Annotated in this window: 14 protein-coding genes and 1 pseudogene; 5 read left to right on the top strand and 10 right to left on the bottom strand. The window is 73.5% G+C overall.

The window, feature by feature from the left end; genetic code table 11:
• Positions 1 to 147: 147 nt before the first annotated feature.
• Both purH and purN read right to left on the bottom strand, forming a co-directional pair.
• The gene (purH, locus tag KM933_RS01125) at positions 148 to 1,758 is read right to left on the bottom strand and encodes a bifunctional phosphoribosylaminoimidazolecarboxamide formyltransferase/IMP cyclohydrolase (protein ID WP_221347821.1); all 1,611 of its coding nucleotides are present in this window, start codon (positions 1,756 to 1,758) and stop codon (positions 148 to 150) included.
• Entirely contained in the window at positions 1,755 to 2,384 is a 630-nt protein-coding gene (purN, locus tag KM933_RS01130) for a phosphoribosylglycinamide formyltransferase (RefSeq protein WP_221347822.1), read from the bottom strand. Before purN ends, purH begins: the two co-directional genes overlap by 4 nt.
• Before the next feature lie 396 nt (positions 2,385 to 2,780).
• On the opposite strand from purN, the gene KM933_RS01135 reads away from it, so the two are divergent.
• A complete protein-coding gene (locus KM933_RS01135) occupies positions 2,781 to 3,677 on the top strand; it encodes a hypothetical protein (RefSeq protein WP_221347823.1) in 897 nt (298 codons plus the stop codon).
• A gap of 139 nt (positions 3,678 to 3,816) precedes the next feature.
• On the opposite strand, the gene KM933_RS01140 is transcribed toward KM933_RS01135, so the two are convergent.
• Positions 3,817 to 5,322 (bottom strand): cell division protein PerM, encoded by a 1,506-nt coding sequence (locus tag KM933_RS01140; protein WP_260332893.1) that lies wholly within the window; start codon positions 5,320 to 5,322, stop codon positions 3,817 to 3,819.
• 213 nt (positions 5,323 to 5,535) lie between these two features.
• On the opposite strand from KM933_RS01140, the pseudogene KM933_RS01145 reads away from it, so the two are divergent.
• Positions 5,536 to 6,390, top strand: a pseudogene (locus KM933_RS01145) (sigma factor-like helix-turn-helix DNA-binding protein); the annotation flags it as partial.
• Between the two features lie 100 nt (positions 6,391 to 6,490).
• Here KM933_RS01145 and sucD read toward each other — a convergent pair.
• The 6 genes from sucD to KM933_RS01175 all read right to left on the bottom strand — a co-directional run bounded on the left by sucD (position 6,491) and on the right by KM933_RS01175 (position 15,470).
• Complete coding sequence (gene sucD, locus KM933_RS01150; protein WP_221347825.1) at positions 6,491 to 7,375, bottom strand: succinate--CoA ligase subunit alpha; 885 nt, start codon at positions 7,373 to 7,375, stop codon at positions 6,491 to 6,493.
• 21 nt (positions 7,376 to 7,396) lie between these two features.
• Complete coding sequence (gene sucC / locus KM933_RS01155; protein ID WP_221347826.1) at positions 7,397 to 8,575, bottom strand: ADP-forming succinate--CoA ligase subunit beta; 1,179 nt, start codon at positions 8,573 to 8,575, stop codon at positions 7,397 to 7,399.
• Between the two features lie 720 nt (positions 8,576 to 9,295).
• On the bottom strand, positions 9,296 to 10,252 hold the full coding sequence (locus KM933_RS01160) for a hypothetical protein (RefSeq protein ID WP_221347827.1): 957 nt from the start codon (positions 10,250 to 10,252) through the stop codon (positions 9,296 to 9,298).
• A 297-nt stretch (positions 10,253 to 10,549) separates the two neighbouring features.
• Positions 10,550 to 11,758: a vWA domain-containing protein gene (locus tag KM933_RS01165; RefSeq protein WP_221347828.1), complete on the bottom strand. Its 1,209-nt coding sequence runs from the start codon at positions 11,756 to 11,758 to the stop codon at positions 10,550 to 10,552.
• The gene (locus tag KM933_RS01170) at positions 11,755 to 14,361 is read right to left on the bottom strand and encodes a DUF5682 family protein (RefSeq protein WP_221347829.1); all 2,607 of its coding nucleotides are present in this window, start codon (positions 14,359 to 14,361) and stop codon (positions 11,755 to 11,757) included. Before KM933_RS01170 ends, KM933_RS01165 begins: the two co-directional genes overlap by 4 nt.
• Positions 14,319 to 15,470, bottom strand: a complete 1,152-nt coding sequence (locus tag KM933_RS01175; RefSeq protein WP_221347830.1) for an ATP-binding protein — start codon at positions 15,468 to 15,470, stop codon at positions 14,319 to 14,321. The genes KM933_RS01170 and KM933_RS01175 overlap by 43 nt, the downstream gene beginning before the upstream one ends.
• A gap of 134 nt (positions 15,471 to 15,604) precedes the next feature.
• On the opposite strand from KM933_RS01175, the gene KM933_RS01180 reads away from it, so the two are divergent.
• Positions 15,605 to 16,969 carry an SWIM zinc finger family protein gene (locus tag KM933_RS01180; RefSeq protein ID WP_221347831.1) on the top strand — a complete coding sequence of 455 codons (1,365 nt, stop codon included), beginning with the start codon at positions 15,605 to 15,607 and terminating at the stop codon, positions 16,967 to 16,969.
• Positions 16,970 to 17,075: 106 nt separating this feature from the next.
• Complete coding sequence (locus tag KM933_RS01185; protein ID WP_430727258.1) at positions 17,076 to 18,698, top strand: DUF5691 domain-containing protein; 1,623 nt, start codon at positions 17,076 to 17,078, stop codon at positions 18,696 to 18,698.
• 62 nt (positions 18,699 to 18,760) lie between these two features.
• On the opposite strand, the gene icmB is transcribed toward KM933_RS01185, so the two are convergent.
• Positions 18,761 to 19,171, bottom strand: coding sequence for a coenzyme B12-dependent isobutyryl CoA mutase small subunit (gene icmB, locus KM933_RS01190; protein ID WP_221347833.1), 411 nt, complete (start codon positions 19,169 to 19,171; stop codon positions 18,761 to 18,763).
• A 402-nt stretch (positions 19,172 to 19,573) separates the two neighbouring features.
• Between icmB and KM933_RS01195 the strand changes: the two genes are divergently transcribed.
• Positions 19,574 to 20,548, top strand: a complete 975-nt coding sequence (locus KM933_RS01195; protein WP_221347834.1) for a lipase family alpha/beta hydrolase — start codon at positions 19,574 to 19,576, stop codon at positions 20,546 to 20,548.
• Positions 20,549 to 20,843 lie beyond the last annotated feature (295 nt).

Genomic DNA, 20,843 nt, shown 5'->3' on the forward strand with positions numbered 1-20,843 from the left:
CGCGGGCACGGGCGGGCAGGCTGGGCACAGCGCACGGAACGAAGGCGTAACGAAGGCACACGGAACGAAGGCGTACGGGCGTACGGCGAGGCTCCGGCCCCCTCGGGGGAGGGCCGGAACCCGCCGTACGCCGGTACGCCGGGCCGGCTAGTGGAAGAAGTGCCGTGTCCCCGTGAAGTACATGGTCACGCCGGCCTTCTCCGCCGCCTCCACCACCAGCTCGTCGCGGACCGAGCCACCGGGCTGGACCACGGCCCGGACACCGGCCGCGGTCAGGATCTCCAGGCCGTCGGGGAAGGGGAAGAAGGCGTCCGAGGCGGCGAAGGAGCCCCGGGCGCGCTCGGCGCCCGCGCGCTCGACCGCGAGCTTGGCGGAGTCGACGCGGTTGACCTGGCCCATGCCGACGCCGACGGAGGCGCCGTCCTTGGCGAGCAGGATCGCGTTGGACTTGACGGCCCGGCAGGCCCGCCAGGCGAAGGCCAGTTGGTCCAGCTCCTCCTGCGGAAGGGGCTCGCCGGTCGCGAGGGTCCAGGAGGACGGGTCGTCGCCCCCGGCCTGGAGACGGTCGGCGGCCTGGAGGAGCCGGCCGCCGTCGATCTGCTTCACCTCGACCTGCGTGGCCGGGCCCTCGGGGGCGCACAGCACGCGGATGTTCTTCTTCTTGGCGAGGGCCTCCAGCGCGCCGTCCTCGTAGCCGGGCGCGACGATGACCTCGGTGAAGATCTCGGCGACCTGCTCCGCCATCTCCCTGGAGACGGGGCGGTTGACGGCGATGACGCCGCCGAACGCCGACAGCGGATCGCAGGCGTGCGCCTTGCGGTGCGCCTCGGCGACGTCCGCGCCGATCGCGATGCCGCACGGGTTGGCGTGCTTGATGATGGCGACGCACGGGTCGGCGTGGTCGTACGCGGCACGGCGCGCGGCGTCCGTGTCCGTGTAGTTGTTGTACGACATCTCCTTGCCGTGCAGCTGCTCGGCGTCGGCCAGGCCGCCGCCCGACCCGTCCACGTACAGCGCGGCGCCCTGGTGCGGGTTCTCGCCGTAGCGCAGGGTGCTGCGCTTCTCGAACGTCGAGCCGACGAACGCGGGGAAGCCCGAATCGTCGGCGGGCGCGTACTCGCCCGCGAACCAGGAGGCGACGGCCACGTCGTACGCGGCGGTGTGCTGGAACGCCTCGGCCGCGAGCCGCTTGCGGGCGTGCAGGTCGAAGCCGCCGTCGCGGACCGCGGACAGCACGTCGGCGTAGCGCGCGGGGCTGGTGACCACGGAGACGGACGGGTGGTTCTTGGCGGCGGCGCGGACCATCGAGGGACCGCCGATGTCGATCTGCTCGACGCACTCGTCGGGGGTGGCGCCGGAGGCGACGGTCTCCCGGAACGGGTAGAGGTTCACGACGACCAGCTGGAACGGCTCGACGCCCAGCTCGCCGAGCTGCTCCCGGTGCGACTCCAGCCGCAGGTCGGCGAGGATGCCCGCGTGCACGCGCGGGTGCAGCGTCTTGACCCGGCCGTCCAGGCATTCGGGGAAGCCGGTGAGTTCCTCGACCTTGGTGACCGGGACCCCGGCGGCGGCGATCCTCGCCGCGGTGGAGCCGGTGGAGACCAGCTCGACACCGGCCGCGTGCAGGCCGCGGGCGAGCTCTTCGAGTCCGGTCTTGTCGTACACGCTGACGAGCGCGCGCCGGATGACCCGCTTGGTGCCCTCGGCCGTACCTGTGCTGTCTGTGGTGCCTGCGCTGCCTGTGCTCTCGGCTGTCACTGGATAACTACCTTTCGTCCCTCGATGCGATAGCCGTTGCGGGCGAGCCGCCCCACGACATCGACGAGCAGCTTTCGCTCGACTTCCTTGATGCGCTCATGGAGAGCCGCACCCTCGTCCTCGTAGTCCTCGTTGCGGACCTCGACCACGCCCTGGGCGATGATCGGGCCGGTGTCGACACCGTCGTCGACGAAGTGGACGGTGCACCCGGTGACCTTCGCGCCGTAGGCGAGGGCGTCACGGACGCCGTGCGCCCCCGGGAAACTGGGCAGCAGAGCGGGGTGGGTGTTGACGAACCGGCCGCCGAAGCGGGCCAGGAACTCCTTGCCCACGATCTTCATGAAGCCGGCCGAGACGACGAGGTCCGGCGCGTACGCGCCGGTGGCCCCGGCCAGCGCCGCGTCCCACTCCTCACGGGTCCCGTAGTCCTTGACCCGGCGGACGAAGGTCGGCAGCCCGGCGCGCTCGGCGCGCTCCAGGCCGGCGATGCCGTCGCGGTCCGCGCCGACCGCGACGATCTCCGCCCCGTAGGCGTCCGGCCCCTGCGACGCGACCGCGTCGAGGAGGGCCTGCAGATTCGTACCTGATCCGGAGACCAGCACGACGAGGCGCTTGGCCTTGGCCACGGCGGGGCCCTTTCTCGGGGAGTGCCTTTGTACGGTCGTACGAATGCTTCGCGCCCTGGGATACGGGGAAGTCTACGAAGCGGCCGACCGGCAGCAACGATACCGGCACACCGGACGGCCCCCTGGGGACGGGGGCACGGCCGGAAGGTAGCGTCTGGGGAGGAACCGCCCGGGGAAGACGGTCCGCGCGGGGGAACGCCTTTCGCGTACGGGACGTTGACCAGGCACAGGTACGCATGTCCGGGAAGCGGGCCCCGGACGCGTGACCGGCTCCGTGGACAGCGGCCCGCCGACACCACCGCCCGACGGACGCCACCGCCGGACACACCGCCCGCCGAGCACCGCCGAGTCGAACACCGCCAAGCCGAACACCGCCAAGGGGAAGACGCACACCTGATGCCGGACCGACGCCTCCGACGCCTCCCGCTCCTGCTGCGCGAGCGGCGCCCCTCCCCCGTTCCACCGCGGGAGGGCGACGACGTGCCCGAGGGCGGGCCGGGCTCCGCGGGTGACCAGGGCTCCGCGGGCGGCCAGGGATCTCCGGGTGACCAGGGGTCCGCGGGTGGCCAGGGGTCCGGTGCGCCGGCTTCCGGGCAGCGGCCCGAGCCGTCCCGGGCGCCGAGCGGCTCCTCGGACGACAACCCCTTCGCCCCGCCCCCCGAGGGCACCCCCGACCGGCCTTGGCAGCCCCGGCGCCCCGCGGGCGGCCAGGACGGCGGCCCCGGCCAGGACGACGGCAGCTCCCCGTGGGGCAGCCAGTGGAGCGACCGGCAGCCGGGGCGCGCGCAGGGCGGCCGTTTCGGCGACAAGCCCGGTTCCGGCTCCCCGGGCGGCCCCGGCGGCGGTCAGGGCGGTCCGCAGGGGTCCGGCGGTCCCGGTTCCGGCACGCGCTGGGACCCGGCCGACCCCGCGCAGCGACGCGCCCGGTACGCACTGCTCGGCGGCATGTGGGCGTTCTTCTTCGCCCTCTTCAGCTGGTCTTACGTGGCACTGCTGCTCGGCGCCCTGGCCCTCTACTGGGCGATCAGCGCCCTGCGTGACAAGCCGCGCCCGGCGGCCCCGGACGCCCCGGCCCCGCCGACCCAGGGCGCGAGGCCCCAGACCACCGCGGCGATCAGCGGCCTGGTCACGGCGTCCCTGGCGCTCACCATGGTGGCGATGACCTTCACGGCCCAGCTGGTGTACCGCGACTACTACACCTGCGTGAACGACTCCCTCACCAACACGGCGAAGAAGTCCTGCGACGACCTGCTCCCGGACGAGTTGCAGGGGCTGCTGGGGACGCGCGGCTGATCCCTTCTCGCGCCGGCTGCTTCCCGGCCCGCCCGGCTGTCACGTCGGTCCGGCTGTCACGTCGGTCCGGGCTGCCGTCGGTCCGGGCGGTCGAGCGGGTCCGCGGGGGCGGCAGCCCGGTCCGGTGCCACCCACCGGGTCAGGAGTCCCCGCACCCGGAATCCCCGTGCCCCGGAGGCCGCTTTCCCGGGCGCCGTCTCCCCAACCGGCCGCTTCCCACGGGTCCGGTTCCGGTTCCGGGCCCGGTCCTGATCCCTGTCCCTTTCCCTGTCCCTGTCCTTGCCCCTGTCCCAGCACCGGAGCGCAGGTGCGTCGGGAGGCCGTACACGCGGCGCCCACGTCCGGGTCCGCGCAGCCGCCACGCGCGCAGGGCCAGCCCCGTCGGCAGTCCCACCCCCGCGATCCAGCCCGCCGCGGCCGACCCCGTCCACCACCAGACCGGGCCGAAGTCGGACAGGGCGGCCACCCCGAGGGGCCCGCCCGCCAGTGCGACGAGCACCGCCAGGGCGGAGCCGCACAGGAGTGCCGCGAGCGCCAGCGTCTCGGCGATCCGCCGGCAGGACCAGGCGGCGGCGCGCCGGGAGGCCGCGGAGGCCGCGCTCCTTCCCCCGGTCGCCCCGGTCGCCCCGACCGTGAACCAGGCCACCACGACCCCGGCCACCAGGGGCACGGCTCCGGCCGCCCAGTTCAGGGGAGTACCGGGCCCGGCGTCCGGAACGGCCGCCAGCAGGGGGAAGGGCGGCAGCCGCCGGCCGGGGTCCGAGAGGAACGGCGACACCGCGTGCCCGGCCCCGAGCGCGAATCCGGGGCCGAGGGCGTACGCGGCTCCCCACACCGCGGCGTTCGGGACGAGGGCCAGCGCCAGCAGCAGCACCGCGCACCGGCCCGACCAGCTCTCCGTGAGTTGCAGGAACGACTGCCGCGCCGGGCCTCCGTGCCACATCAGCGAGACCGCGACGAGCACGGCCCCGCCCCCCACGAGCGCCGCGACACCGGCGGCCGCGGCACGCGCGGCGACCGGCAGCCGGGACCCGGCGGCGGAGGGAGCGGCAGAAGGGGCGGGCGGACCGCCGGAGGTCCGGCGCAGCGACAGCAACAGCGACGGGAGCGGCAGCGGTCCGAGCGGTCGCCCGAGGCTCGCCCGGACCCCCACCCCCACCGCGGTCATCGCGAGCAGCGGCGGCCACAGGGCGACGGACGGCCACGACGGGCGCGGTTCGCCGCCCGAGGCGTACACCGCGGCGGCGGCGCCGACCGTCAGGTATCCCACGACGGCACCGGCCCATGCCGTGCGGGCGGAGACCGGCCCGGACGCGTCCCCGCCGTCCGCCGCGTCGCGCCCCGCGCGGTACAGCAGCCACGCAGGCAGGGCGACCAGCAGCAGCGGGGTCACCCCGATGGGTGCGGGTACGCCGGACAATGTGTCCGTGCGGACCAGTTCGGCGCCGTGCGCCAGCAGCCACAGCGTGGCGGCCACGTGCAGTGCCCCGTGGGGACCGCTGTCCGGGTAGGGCGAACTGATCCACACGACCATCACCAGTACGGCGGACGCCCCCAGCCCGAGCCCCGCCGCGAGCGCACCTCCCACCAGGCCGGCGGCCAGTCCGCCCGGCCGCTCCCGCAGCCGGACGAGCGAGGGCGACATCGACGGCGACGGGCCGCGGTACGGCCTCCCGTCCGGATGGCGGCGCGGACTTCCCTCCGGACTTCCGTCCGGGTTGCGATCGGTCATCTGGGTCACGCCCGTCATGCTCCCAACGACACGCGCTTTCCCGTCGTAACAGGCGAACCTCGGATGTGTCGCTCAATATACGTTTATGTGCTTTTACGTACGAAGGGGTGACCGGTGATGGAGAGCACTGTCCCTGCCGCCGCCGACCTCGCGACCGCCGACGGCCCCGCGACCGGTGACGCCCTGACGCCCGCTCAGGCCTTCGACGTCCTCTACGCCTTCGCCGCCCCCGCCCTCGTACGGCAGACGTACCTGCTCACCGGGCGGCGTGAGCTGGCGCGGGAGTCCGTGGAGCGGGCCTTCCAGCTGGCGTGGCAGCGCTGGCCCGAGGTGGCGGTCGACCGGGACCCGGCGGGCTGGGTGCGGGCGGCGGCGTACGAGTACGCGATGTCCCCCTGGCACCGGCTGCGGCTGCGCCTGCGACTGCCGGAGCCGCCGCCCGCCGCGCTGGACGACCGCCGGCTGCTGTCCGTACTGCGGGGTCTGCCACCCGCCTACCGGCGCACCCTGCTCCTGCACGACGGGCTCGGACTCGGGCTGCCGGAGACCGCGGCCGAGACGGAGGCGAGCACCGCGGCGGCGGCGAACCGCCTGATGTACGCGCGCGCGACCGTCGCCGCACGTCTTCCGGAGCTGGCGGAGACGGACGAACTGCGGCGGCGGCTCAAGGAGCTCGGTGACACGGAACGGCTGCGGACCGCCCCGGAAGCCGCCGCCGTCCGTACCGGCGGCGAACGCCGGGCCCGCCACTGGACCCGTGCGGCCGTCGCCCTCACGGTGCTGGTCATCGGTTCCACCGCGTTCACGCTCCACACGGCCCCCGACCACTACGAGGCCCCGCAGGCCCCGGCCAAGACGGTGCCGGGCGTTCCCCCGCGCTCCGGTCCCCTCCAGCTGTCGACGGAGGACGTGCAGTTGCGCGCCAGGCTCCGGGCCATGTTCGGCGAGGGCCCGCAGAAACTCCTGCCGCAGCTCCGCTGAGGACGCCCGGTCCGCCGGACGCCGACGGGCCCGCACCCCGGTGGGGATGCGGGCCCGTCGACATGTCGGCACATCGACCGGCCGACCGGGACGTCCCGGGTCAGCCGGCCAGGATGGCGCGGGCCAGCTTCGCCGTCTCGGTCGGCGTCTTGCCGACCTTGACGCCGGCGGCCTCCAGGGCCTCCTTCTTCGCGGCGGCCGTGCCGGAGGAGCCGGAGACGATGGCGCCGGCGTGGCCCATGGTCTTGCCCTCGGGCGCGGTGAAGCCCGCGACGTAGCCCACGACCGGCTTGGTCACGTTCTCCTTGATGAAGTCCGCCGCACGCTCCTCGGCGTCGCCGCCGATCTCACCGATCATGACGATCAGGTCGGTGTCGGGGTCGGCCTCGAACGCGGCGAGCGCGTCGATGTGCGTCGTACCGATGACCGGGTCGCCACCGATGCCGACGGCCGACGAGAAGCCGATGTCCCGGAGCTCGTACATCATCTGGTACGTCAGCGTGCCGGACTTCGAGACCAGGCCGATGCGGCCCGGCTTCGTGATGTCGCCCGGGATGATGCCGGCGTTGGACTGGCCCGGGGTGATGAGACCGGGGCAGTTCGGGCCGATGATGCGGGTCTTGTTGCCCTTCGACTTCGCGTACGCCCAGAAGGCGGCGGAGTCGTGGACGGCGATGCCCTCGGTGATGACGACCGCGAGGGGGATCTCGGCGTCGATGGCCTCGACGACTGCGGCCTTGGAGAAGGCCGGCGGCACGAAGAGGACGGACACGTTGGCGCCCGTCTTCTCGATGGCCTCGGCGACCGTGCCGAAGACGGGGATCTCGGTGCCGTCGACGTCGACCGAGGTGCCGGCCTTGCGCGGGTTCACACCGCCGACGATGTTCGTGCCGTCGGCGAGCATGAGCTTGGTGTGCTTCATGCCCGTGGCACCGGTCATGCCCTGGACGATGACCTTGCTGTCCTTGTTGAGGAAGATAGCCATGGCTGTTCTTTCCCTCGTCCCTTACTTCGCGGCCGCGAGCTCGGCGGCCTTGTCGGCCGCGCCGTCCATGGTGTCCACGCGCTGCACCAGCGGGTGGTTGGCGTCGGAGAGGATCTTGCGACCCAGCTCGGCGTTGTTGCCGTCGAGGCGGACGACCAGCGGCTTGCTGACCTCCTCACCCTTGTCGGCGAGCAGCTGCAGCGCCTGGACGATGCCGTTGGCGACCTCGTCACAGGCGGTGATGCCGCCGAAGACGTTGACGAAGACGGACCTGACGTCCGGGTCGCCGAGGATGATCTCCAGGCCGTTCGCCATGACCGCGGCGGAGGCGCCGCCGCCGATGTCGAGGAAGTTGGCGGGCTTCACGCCACCGTGGTTCTCGCCTGCGTACGCGACGACGTCGAGGGTGCTCATGACGAGACCCGCGCCGTTGCCGATGATGCCGACCTCGCCGTCGAGCTTGACGTAGTTGAGGTTCTTCTCCTTGGCGGCGGCCTCCAGCGGGTTGGCCGCGGCCTTGTCCTCCAGGGCCGCGTGGTCCGCCTGGCGGAACTCGGCGTTCTCGTCCAGGGAGACCTTGCCGTCCAGCGCCAGGACGTCACCGGAGGCGACCTTGGCGAGCGGGTTGACCTCGACGAGGAGCGCGTCCTCGGCGACGAAGGTGTCCCACAGGGTCACGAGGACCTCGGCGACCTTCTCGGCCACCTCCTCCGGGAACTTCGCCAGCGCCACGATCTCGCGCGCCTTCTCGATCGAGACGCCCTCGACGGCGTCGACCGGGACCTTCGCGAGGGCCTCGGGGGTCTTCTCCGCGACCTCCTCGATGTCCATGCCGCCCTGTACGGAGGCCATGGCGAGGAAGGTGCGGTTCGTGCGGTCGAGGAGGTAGGAGACGTAGTACTCCTCAAGAATCTCCGGAGCCGTCTCGGCGATCATCACCTTGTGGACCGTGTGGCCCTTGATGTCCATGCCGAGGATGTCCGTCGCGCGAGCGACGGCCTCGTCCGGGGTGCCGGCCAGCTTCACGCCGCCGGCCTTACCGCGGCCACCGACCTTGACCTGCGCCTTGACGACGGACTTGCCGCCAAGTCGCTCGGTCGCCGCGCGCGCCCCTTCAGGCGTGTCGATGACTTCACCGGCCAGCACCGGTACACCGTGCTTGGCGAAGAGGTCCCTCGCCTGGTACTCGAACAGGTCCACGCGCGTCCGTCCCTATCAGGTAATTCGCGGTTCGTTGTCTGCGTGGGCGTGCCGCGAGGGCAACGTGACTGCGCGGTCACAAGGAGGGCGTGAGCACGGTGGCCGACACGCGGCATGTCCGTCTCGCAGGTTATCCCCGCAGGCGGTGGGGCCGTAAATCGCAGATCACACCTGGGCGGTGATTACGGTCACAGAATGCCAGCCGAAAGGGCCTCACCAGGCTGGGGTTTGCCTGGTGAGGCCCCGCGATCAGCCCCTGAAACCGACCTGAGGGGCGTGGACCGGCCGGCCCTCACCCCAATGAGGACCGGCCGACCCGACCGCAGGGTCTCGGCCGCACCGGCCGAACGGCTTTCGGCCGTACGGGGCCTGCGCCCTGCGGAGTCTCGAGAGGTCGGGGACGGAGGACGGACAGGACAGGACGGGACAGGTCGTACGGCATACGCCGTACGCAGTCGCATGACGGACGTCGGGCATCGGGCGCCGTACGTCGGATGTCTGAGGCCTGAGCTGTCGAGGACCGTGGAGAACAGTCGAGGACCGTCGGCGGGACGGCGGACAGCCGGGCCGCGTCACGGCCCCGGCCACGTCGGCCACGGCTCACACGAACGGCTGAATGTCACCCGTTACGAAGCCCTCGAAGAAACAGAACGACGGGCAGGACGGCGAACAGGACGGCGAGCAGGACGGCGAACGGAACCCGGCAGCGCAGAGCCGGACCTAGCCGGGGGACGCCGGAACGTCCCGGTGACGGTCCCGGGTCCCGGCCGCGGTGACGGCCGCGGCGGCACCGGGCACCAGCGTCGGCCGGAGCCTCTCGTTCGACGTGACGGCCTGCGCGTCACCGTGCCTCGGCGAACCGTTGTCGGCCGCGGAGTGCCGCGCCGCCGCATCCGTGGGCTCACTGCCGGGAACCCGGGGCGCGGGCGCCCGCTCGGCCGGTATGACCCCGGCGACCCGGGTGCGCGCGGGTCGGCGCACGTCGTCGGCCACGGCGGGGTCGGCGTCGAACCGCGGTCCGTACTCCACCACCGCGCTGCGAACGCCCGACCGCCTCGCACCGGACTGCTTCCCGTCCGACCGCGGGTCGGCGGTCTGGTGCGGGTCGGCGGCCGGGTGCCGGTCCGTCGTCCCGCCCTGCGGCTGCTCCGGTGCCGGCGTACCGGCGGGCAACGTCTGGTCGGGCACCAGAGGCAGCGGCAGGGGGAGGGGCAGTCCCGGCGTGTCCGGAAGTCCGGGGACGTCCGGGAGCCCCGGCGTCTCCGGGACACCGGGAACCTCCGGCAGCGTGGGCGATTCCGGCGGCGACGGCCACCACTGCGGCGGGTCCGGCCGCTCGGCGATCCCGTCGGCGATCTGGTCCACCGGATCGCCGACGGGCCGTAGAACCTGCTCGGTGACCGGCCGCACGACGCGCCGGACCTCGTCGGCCACGGGCGCGACCAGCCCGGAGAGCCCGGCCTGTCCGGAGAGCCCGGCCTGTCCGGAGCCGGAGGGTGACTCGGACACGGAGGCGGAGGAGAACGCGGAGGCGGAGGAGAACGCGGAGGCGAAGGACGGGACAGGTGCGGACGACGGCTTCGGGGCCGCCGCGCCACCGTCCGCCGCGCGGGCCTGCTCCCCGCAGAGCAGCCCCAGCACGAACAACCCGCCCACCAGCAGCACCAGTTGCAGCACACGCCGTCCCGACACTGCGCGTGTCCCACGCGGAGCGTCACCGGACGATGCGGCCGACAGGGCCACGGCGGGGCCTCCCGTGCGAAGGAGCGGGTCGAAGGGTCGAAGCGAAGGGTCAAGGCGAAAGGTCAAGGCGAAGGGTCGAGGCGAACAGGGGCGCGGCCGAAAGGCTGCGCGCCCCCGCAGGCGCGCCGATCCTCGCACGGGACTCCGGAGGTTGCGCAAGTCCCCTGTTACCGATGGATACGCGTGTCCGCTTTTTCCGCCGCCCCACCGCCCGCTCCCCCACTGACGCCTCTACTGCCCCGGGCTCCCCGTGTCCGGTATCGGCAGCGGGCGCTTCTCGATCGCCGCCGCCATCACCTCCGGGAACAGGTCGGGCGTACAGGCGAACGCCGGTGCGCCCAGCCCCGCGAGCGCCGCCGCGTGCTCACGGTCGTACGCGGGAGCCCCCTCGTCGGACAGCGCCAGCAGCGTCACGAACTGCACCCCGGACGCCTTCATCGCGGCGACCCGCTTCAGCATCTCGTTCCGGATGCCCCCCTCGTAGAGGTCGCTGATGAGCACGACCACGGTGTCGGCGGGGCGCGTGATCTGCGACTGGCAGTACGCGAGCGCCCTGTTGATGTCCGTGCCGCCGCCGAGCTGCGTGCCGAACAGGACGTCGACCGGGTCGTCGAGCTGGTCGGTGAGGTCCACGACAGCCGTGTCGAAGACGACGAGCCGGGTGTCGATCGACCGCATCGAGGCCAGGACCGCGCCGAACACCGACGCGTACACGACCGACGCCGCCATCGAACCCGACTGGTCGATACAGAGGACGACCTCCTTCTTCACGGACTGCGAGGCGCGTCCGTAGCCGATGAGCCGTTCGGGCACGATCGTGCGGTACTCCGGCAGGTAGTGCTTGAGGTTGGCCGCGATGGTGCGGTTCCAGTCGATGTCGTGGTGGCGCGGCCGGCTGATCCGCGCACTGCGGTCCAGGGCTCCCGTGAGGGTCGCCCGGGTCCGTGTCGCGAGCCGCTTCTCCAGGTCCTCGACCACCTTGCGCACGACGGCACGCGCCGTCTCCTTGGTCGTCTCGGGCATGGCCTTGTTCAGTGACAGCAGGGTGCCGACCAGGTGGACGTCCGCCTCCACGGCCTCCAGCATCTCGGGCTCCAGGAGCAGCGTGGACAGACCGAGGCGGTCGATGGCGTCCCGCTGCATGACCTGGACGACGGACGACGGGAAGTACGTCCGGATGTCGCCCAGCCAGCGGGCGACGGACGGCGCTGACCCGCCGAGCCCGGCCGCACGATCCTGCCCCGCCCGCGCCCTGCCGTTCTTCCCGTTCCCGTACAGCGCGCCGAGCGTCCCGTCCATCGCCGCGTCCCGCCCGGTCAGTGTGCAACCGGTGCCGTCCGCGTCCTCCCCGCCGAGCACGAGCCGCCAGCGCCGAAGCCGCTCATCGCCGGCCCCGGTCTGATCGGGCCCACCTGCCCGGTCGGCCGTTCCTGCACTCATCGGCCCGCCCCCGCGAAGTCGTTGTCGTCGGTTCTGCCGCCGGTTCTGCCGTCGGCAACTCTGCTGTCGGCGCTGTCGGCGCTGTCGGCGCTGTCCGCTCTGTCGGCGCGCTCGGTCTCGTCCGGCCCCAGCAGCAGACGCAGCACCGGCAGTACGGCGTCGGCGCGGTCCATGTCGAGGTCGGGCGCGAAACCGGGTGGTCCGGAGACGGCGGCGGCCACGCTCCCGCGCGGCCGCGGTCCGCGCCGGACCAGCTCGCCGAGGGTGCGGCGCACCCCGGGCTCGTACGCCGAGAAGGTACGGCGCAGCAGCGGCAGTACGTCGGTGAACGCGTCCGCCGGCACCCCGGTCAGCCAGGAGTCGACCAGCCCGAGCAGCCGCTCGTCGTGCACGAGGAGCATGCCGCCCCCGGCTCCCCCGCCGACGAACCCCTCGATCCACGCCGCCGCGTCACCGGGCGCGGTCCCCGGTGACAGGACGAGCCCCATGAGCCGGGCCGCCTCCTCCTGTCCCAGTGCCCCGTCGTCCAGCAGCAGCCGGACGGCCCGCCCCCGGACGACGCCCGGAACGGTGTCCCGGGCGGAGAGCGTGCCCAGCACGGAGTGCCACCGGCCGCGTATACCGGCACGGGAGTCGTCCTCGCCCCCTTCGGTCAGCAGCCCCACCGCGCCGTGCACCGCGTCGACGTGCCCCCGCATCTCGTCCGCGGCGTCCGCGTCGAGGGCGGCGCAAGCCGGGGGCAGCCCGACGAAGACACGCTCGGCGAGTCCTGCGGCGACCCCGGCCAGGGCGTGGGTGCCCGTGCCGCGTACATCGCCGTAGCGCAGGGAGCGGACGAGGGCGGGCAGTGCCTGGGCGAGGTGGCCCACGTCGGCGTCCAGCGCGGCGCGGTCGGCGAGGATCCGCATGACCACCGGGAGGGCGTCCGGGAGCTCGGCGAGGAGGCAGCGCTCGGCGAGACCCGTGACATCGGCCAGGGACCGTGCGCCGGCGGCGTCCGCCTCGGCCTTCGCGGTCGCGGCGGCGATCACGGTCGTGCCCCACACCCCGGCCTCGGCGACCCGCACCGCGAGCTCCGGCTCCCAGCGCAGCCGCCAGGTCTCCCGGAACGTACCCGTGCTGCCGCGTGACGCGACCGGTTCCCCCCATCCGATGCCGAGGAGGCGCAGCCGGTGCAGCAGTCTGCTGCGTCCGCCGTCGGTCTCCTTGCGCAGGTCGAGCTCCAGCTCGCGCTCCTGGGCCTCCGGCTTGAGCCGCAGCCGTCGCTGGAGCCGGGCGAGGTCGCGCTGCAGCGGGACCGCGGGCGCCGCCTCGGGCACCTCGCCCAAGATGTCACCGACGACCAGCCGGTCGTGCACGAGCGCGAGCGGGACGTCCGAGCCCTCGCACATGACGGCCCGCACGGCGTCGGTCGTCTCGGTCAGGCCCGGCAGCGGCCGGCCCCGCATCGCCGCGAGCGTGTCGGCCAGCCGGACCGCCTCGATGACGTGCGCGGACGAGACGAGCCGGTCCTCGTCGCGCAGCAGCCCGGCCACCTTCGTCATCCAGCGCTCGACGGGACGGTCGGCGGAGGCGAACAGGTGCCCGTACCAGCCGGGCGAGTCGATGCCCGCGCCGTACCCGCTCGTCCGGGAGAGGCGCCGGTGGGTCCAGGGCACCCAGGTCATGTCGGCCTTCACCTTGGGCAGTCCCCTGAGCAGGGCCCGGTCGGCGGTGACGGTCGTCCGCTGCCGCAGCGCGGGCACGTGCCAGGCCCCGCACACCACGGCCACGTCGTCCCCGAACTCCCGCTGGGCCGCCCGCACCTGGAGGCGCATGTATGCCTCGCGGACGAGGTCCCGCTCGTGGCCGCCCGCCCCGTGGACCTCGCGCAGTGCCTCCATGGCCTCGCCGAGCACGTCGAACGGCGCGAACGCGTCCTCCCCCAGCGTCCCCCGGTGCTCGATCACGTCCTCCCACCACCGCTCGGGGTCGTCGTACCCGGCGATCTCGGCGAGGACGGCGAGCGGGTCGATGCGTACGTCCTGGGCGCGCTCGGAGCGCTGCCCGTCCGGCTCCCCTTTCTCCGCCTCTCCCTTCTCCTCTTTCTCTGCTGCCTCTTTTTCGTTCCCCTCGTTCTCGTCGTCGTTCTCGTTCTCCGGCTCCTCGCATCCCCACGCGAGCGTGTGCGTGGCCGGGAGGTCGATGAAACGGGCCGGCACCCCGTGCTGCAGCGCCCAGCGGATGGCCACCCACTCCGGGGAGAACTCGGCGAACGGCCAGAACGCCGACCGCCCCGGCTCGTCCACCACATGCGCGAGGAGCGCCACGGGCGGACGCATGTCCTCGTCGGCGGCGAGCGCGATCAGCCCGTCGGCCTCGGGCGGTCCTTCGAGGAGCACCACGCGCGGGTCCGCCCGGTCGAGCGCCGCCCGCACGGCCCGCGCCGAGCCGGGGCCGTGGTGGCGCACCCCGAGCAGCAGCGGCCCGGGCGCCCGGCGGGCCGTGCTCCCCGCGCCGTCTCCGCCCCCCGCGCCGTCTCCGCCCCCCGTGCCGTCTCCGCCCTGCGTGCCGTGCTCGCTCACGCGCTCACCTCCCGGCACGCCCGGTAGAAGTCCTTCCATCCGTCGCGCTCGCGGACGACCGCCTCCAGGTACTCCTGCCAGATGACCCGGTCGGCCGCCGGATCGCGGACGACGGCGCCGAGGATTCCTGCGGCCACGTCGCCCGCTCGCAGGACGCCGTCCCCGAAGTGGGCGGCCAGCGCGAGGCCGTTGGTGACGACGGAGATCGCCTCGGCGGTGGACAGCGTGCCGCTGGGCGACTTGAGCTTCGTACGGCCGTCGGCGGTGATGCCGTCGCGCAGCTCGCGGAAGACGGTGACCACGCGGCGGATCTCGTCGATGCCGTCCGGCACGGCGGGCAGGTCCAGGGAGCGCCCGATCTGGTCGACCCGGCGCGAGACGATCTCGACCTCCGCGTCGGCGCTCTCCGGCAGGGGCAGGACCACCGTGTTGAAGCGGCGGCGCAGGGCGCTGGACAGGTCGTTGACCCCGCGGTCCCGGTCGTTGGCCGTGGCGATGAGGTTGAAGCCCCGCACGGCCTGCACCTCCGAGCCCAGCTCCGGTATCGGCAGGGTCTTCTCCGACAGGATCGTGATGAGCGTGTCCTGCACGTCGGCGGGGATGCGGGTCAGCTCTTCGACCCGGGCGGTCATGCCCTGCGCCATGGCCCGCATGACCGGGCTGGGCACCAGGGCGTCCCGGCTCGGACCGTGCGCGAGCAGCTGCGCGTAGTTCCAGCCGTACCGGATCGCCTCCTCCGGTGTGCCGGCCGTGCCCTGCACGAGAAGGGTGGAGTCCCCGCTGACCGCCGCGGCCAGGTGCTCGGACACCCACGTCTTCGCCGTGCCGGGCACGCCGAGCAGGAGCAGGGCCCGGTCGGTGGCGAGCGTGGTGACGGCGACCTCGACGATGCGGCGCGGTCCCACGTACTTCGGTGTGATCACCGTGCCGTCCGGGAGCGTGCCGCCGAGCAGGTACGTCGCCACGGCCCACGGCGACATCCGCCAGCGGGCGGGGCGCGGGCGGTCGTCCTGCGCGGCCAGCGCGGCGAGCTCGGCGGCGAACGCGTCCTCGGCGTGCGGCCGCAGCTCCTCGCCCCCGGCTGCGGGTGCGGGCGCGGACTGGTGCTGGCTCGGCTCGACGGACGTCGGGTCGACGGACACGGACATGGAGCGGTCCCCCTTGCGGCTCGGCCGGTTCGGATCTGGTTCCACCGTGCACCACGCCACTGACAATCGTCTCTGACCTGCACGGATATGGTCGCCGCAGCCGATTGTCAGTGGGGGGATCTACCGTCGTTTGCATGACTCAGCAGGGGGTGCGGCAGGGGGTGCGCTGGACCGCGGATCAGGTGCTGGCACTGGCGCCCGACACCGCGTCGCGCAAGGCGGGCAGCAAGCTCGGCGTGGCCGGGCCGTGGTCGGAGGCGGGCAGTTCGGACGAGGGGACGGTGTGGGGCCTGTGCAAGGGAAGCGGCAGCAAGCCGTACCGGACGGTGATCGACACCGCGGATTCCACGGGGCCCGCGTACAAGTGCAGTTGCCCGAGCCGGAAGTTCCCCTGCAAGCACGCGCTGGGGCTGCTGCTGCTCTGGGCGGGCGAGGACGGGGCGGTGCCGCGGGGGGAGGCTCCGGACTGGGCGCGGGAGTGGATCGAGGGCAGGAGGAAGCGCGCGGACGACAAACGCGCGGCGGACGCCTCCGGCTCCCCTCCCTCGGGTGATCCGGAGGCGGCACGGCGCAGGGCGGAGCGGCGGGCCGAGTGGATCACGGCGGGCGCGGCGGAGCTGGAGCAGCGGCTGACGGACCTGCTGCGGGGAGGTCTGGCCTCGGCGGAGCAGGCGGGGTACGGGCTGTGGGAGGAGACCGCGGCCCGCATGGTCGACGCGCAGGCACCGGGTCTTGCCGCACGGGTGCGGGAGCTGGGGGCGATACCGTCGTCCGGCCCCGGCTGGCCGGTGCGGCTGCTGGAGGAGTGCGCACTGCTCCACCTCCTCGACCAGGGGTGGCTGCGCCGTGAGCGGCTGCCCGACGGTCTGGCGGCGACGGTCCGTTCCCGGATCGGGCTGCCCGGCGCGGCGGACGGTCCGCCGGTGCGCGACCGGTGGCTGGTCCTGGCCCAGTACGACACCGCGGACAGCCGCCTCACGACCCGCCGCATCTGGCTCCACGGGACCGGATCGGGGCGCACGGCGCTGCTTCTCTCCTACGGCGCCGCCGGGCGCGCCCCGGAGCTGGCCCTGCCCGTCGGGCTGACGCTCGACGCCGAGGTGTCCGCGTATCCGGGTGCGGGGCAGCTGCGGGTGGCGCTGGGCGAGCGGTTCGCTCCCGCGGAACCCACGGAGTTCCGGCCGCCGGGGGTGGACGTGGCGCGGGCCGTGGCCCAGTACGGCGTGGCGCTCCGCGACGACCCGTGGCTGGAGTCCCGCCCGGTGACGCTCGGCCGCGTCGTACCGGTCCCGGACGGCGACGGCTGGCAGCTGGCGGACGCCGACGGGGAACTCGCCCTGCCCCTCACCCCGTCCGCCCGCTCCCGCTCCGGTCTGTGGCGCCTGGTCGCCCTCTCCGGCGGCGCGCCGGTGACGGTCTTCGGGGAGTGCGGCCACCTCGGCTTCTCCCCCCTCACCGCCTGGCCGGAGGGCCCGGGTGAGGCGGTGACCCTGTGCTGACGGCCCGGCCCGCCTCTCCACAGAACCGACAGAGTCCACAGACCCCACAGAGGACACAGATCCCACAGGGGACACAGAGGCCACGGAGCCCGTGGAAGGGATGCTCATGACCAGTACCCCCGCTTCCCCGCAGCCCTCCGGTGGAGGTCACTGGGAGGAGCTCGTGACCGCGGCCCTGCTGGGGACCGCGCGGCGTGCGCCGTCGGGAGTGGCGGCCGGACGGGACGCACCGACGGCGCTGCTGGACGCGGCGGCGGTGGAGACCGTGCGCAGACGGGCCGGAATGCGGCCGGGACGCGCGGCGGCCCGGCTCGAACCCGCGGCGGAGGATCCCCGTCCCGCGCTGCCGCCGACGGCGGCACGCAGACTGACGATGCTGCTGGCCGACCGGCCGGGGACGGGAAGCGGCGGCCGCCGGGGCACGGCCCCCGATCTCATGGAGCTGCTGCCGCAATGGCTCGCCACGGCGAACCGGCACGGTTACGCGGCTCCTCCCCAGGCCCTGCCCGCCCTGCTGGACGCGGCCCGCGGGCGTACGGACCTCCGGCCGGCGGTGCTGGCGTTCGCGGGTCCGCGCGCACTGTGGCTGGCCCGGCTGAACGCGGACTGGCGGTTCGCGCTGCGGTCGGCGCCGGGCGGCGGCGCGGCCCTGCCCGGCCCCGGGGAGCCGGAGCGGATCCGGCGGTTGTGGGAGGAGGGGCTGTTCGCCGAGCGGGTCGCCCTTCTGTCCGCGGTACGGGCACGGGACGCGGCGGGCGCGCGGGACCTGCTCGCCACGACGTGGGCGTCGGAGCGGGCCGAGGACCGGCTGATGTTCCTCGACTCACTGCGGACGGGGCTGTGCGGGGCGGACGAGCCGTTCCTGGAGCAGGCGCTGGCGGACCGGAGCCGCAATGTGCGGGCCACGGCGGCGGAGCTGCTGTCCGCACTGCCCGCCTCGGCGCTCGCCGGGCGGATGGCGCAGCGGGCGGGATCCTGCGTCGCGATCGACCACACGCGGAACACGCCGGCGATAGTGGTGGAGGCGCCGCACGAGTGCGACGCCGGCATGGAGCGGGACGGCGTGGTGCCCAAGGCCCCGACAGGGCGGGGCGAACGTTCCTGGTGGCTGGGCCAGCTGGTGGAGGCGGCGCCGCTCGGCACGTGGTCACGGCGGCTCGGGGGGCGTACGCCGGAGGAGATCGTGGCGTTGCCCGTGGCCGACGACTGGCGGGACGAGCTGCATGCCGCGTGGTGCCGGGCGGCGGTACGCCAGCGCGACCCTTCCTGGTCCAGAGCGCTGCTGGGGACACCGGCGGCGCCGGAGGCGGGCGGGCCCGGAGCGGTGTCCCTCGCCGAGCGGGCCAAGCTGCTCGGCACACTGGAGGCCACGGAGCGGGCCGGATGGGTGGCGGGGTTCATAGCGGTGCACGGGCTGTCCGAGGCGTTCCAGCTGCTCGGGGTCTGCACGGTGCCCTGGGCCGACCCGCTGGGCCGGGCCGTGGTGGACGCGCTGAACATCGCGCGCGACGCGGGGAGTTATCCATGGAGTTTCAGCGGCGTCATGGGACTGGCCGAACGCTGTCTGGACCCGGCGGAGGCCGTCCGCCTGGAAGCCCTGACCGCCGTCCCCGACGAATCGGAGGACGCGGCCCCGGGCGCCGGAAGCTACTGGGCGGAATCCTTCCAGCGCCTGCTGACCACACTGCGCCTGCGAGCCACCATGCAGAGCGAGTTCACGGCCCCGTGACCCGGCCGCGCCCCCGCCCGAGGGCGCGGGGACCCGCGCGCCCCGCCGGACGCCCGGCACCCTTACGCCGGCTGCCGCACATTCGCCCGCACCCAGTCCACGATCGACGTGGTTGTCGCCCCGGGCGTGAAGATCTCGGCGACACCCTTCTCCTTGAGCGGTGCGATGTCCGCCTCGGGGATGATCCCGCCCCCGAACACCTTGATGTCCGCCGCGTCCCGCTCCTTCAGGAGCTCGATCACCGCGGCGAACAACGTGTTGTGCGCGCCCGACAGGATGGAGAGACCGATCGCGTCGGCGTCCTCCTGGATCGCCGTACCCACGATCTGTTCGGGCGTCTGGTGGAGACCGGTGTAGATGACCTCCATGCCCGCGTCCCGCAGCGCCCGCGCGATCACCTTCGCCCCGCGGTCGTGCCCGTCGAGGCCCGGTTTGGCCACCACCACGCGGATCGGACCGGCTGCCACACCCATCACTGCCTCCATGAACCGACTGCACCCGATCTGCAGAGATCTGCCGCTGGTGAACGAACGTTATCTCCAGCATCCCGCAGCCGGCCGTTTCACGGTGGAGAGCGAGGGGGAAATCACACAGTGGGACAAGTTCGCAGCGCACCGACCCCGCACACCGCGGCACACGGCTCGCGGGCGGAAGGAGCGCGAGGGAGACCGCTACGGGATCACCGCACCTCCGCGCCGTCAGCCGCGCGACGGGGTGGTGCGGCGCATCGGCGACCGCACGACGACGGACAGCCCGTCGCCCCACCGGTGTCACCCGCACCGCACGTGCACCGTCGCCGTCCTCACACACCGGCTTCCCACGAGGGCACACGGGGGACGGAAGGGCTCCCGCCGTGCGCCGACAGGAGGTCGGCCATGAGGGTCACCAGGGCGTTGCCGCCCCTTCTTCCGCTCTGTCGGCGCCTGCTGCCCACCAGGCCGGCCGTACTCTCCCCGACCCTGCTGAAGGCGACGGCCCTGGAGATCGCGATCCTGGCCGGCCATCTGCTCCTCTACCCGTCCGGCATCACCCCGGAGCGCCGCCCGGCCCCGGCCCCGGTCCCGGCGCGGTCCTCGCCGAGCCTGCCCGACACGGACCTCGGCCCGCCCTCGGCCGCGGACCTCGGCCCGTCCCCCGGCGCGGGCCCGGACACGACCGCCGGCCCCGACTCGGCCGGCGCCGTGGATGCCGCGGACGCCGCCCGGCTGCCCGTACCAACCGGTCCTCCGGTCGTCCTGCTGCACGGGTTCGTAGACAACCGCTCGGTCTTCGTGCTGCTGCGCCGCTCCCTGGCCCAGCACGGCCGGCAGCGGATCGAGTCGCTCAACCACTCCCCGCTGACCTGCGACATCCGGACCGCCGCCGAGCTGCTCGGCCGGCACCTGGAGGAGATCTGCGAGCGCACCGGCCACCAGGAGGTGGACATCGTCGGGCACAGTCTCGGCGGGCTGATCGCGCGCTACTACGTACAGCGTCTGGGCGGCGACGTCCGCGTCCGGACACTGGTCACCCTGGGCACCCCGCACACGGGCACCCGGGTCGCGCCCTTGATGGACGCGCACCCGGTCGTCCGCCAGATGCGCCCGGGTTCCGACGTGCTCAAGGAGCTGTGCGAGCCGGCCCCGCACTGCCGCACGCGGTTCGTGAGCTTCTGGAGCGACCTCGACCAGCTGATGGTCCCGCTGGAGACAGCGCGCATCGAACACCCGGACCTGCTCGTGCAGAACGTACGGGTGAGCGGAATCGGGCATCTCGCCCTGCCGGTGCACCCGGCGGTCGTGGCCGGCATACGTCGGGCCCTGGACGCCGAGGAAGGAACCGCCCGCACCGCCGCCCTCACGGTGGCGTGACCGGAACGGCTTCAATCGGCGGAACGGCATCAACCGGAAGGATGCGGCCGGAACAGGGTGTCCTACTGCGATCCGGACCGAACCAGGACGAAGATGAACGACGGGGAACGACGGGAGGCCCCGTAAGCGGAAGCCCCATTCGACTTCAGAGGCGCCGTTTCTTCGAACAGTCATCGAACGCCAGGCCAAAGCTCTGCCCATCCACCGCCGAAAGGCGGCCGAATGCCCGTTTCCGGCAAGGAGGAAACCTGCTGAAGATTGTCGCGCCCTCATACCGCCGGGTACAGTCGCCGCA

The organism is Streptomyces beigongshangae (assembly GCF_019710745.1).
GTDB classification, from domain to species: Bacteria; Actinomycetota; Actinomycetes; order Streptomycetales; family Streptomycetaceae; genus Streptomyces; species Streptomyces beigongshangae.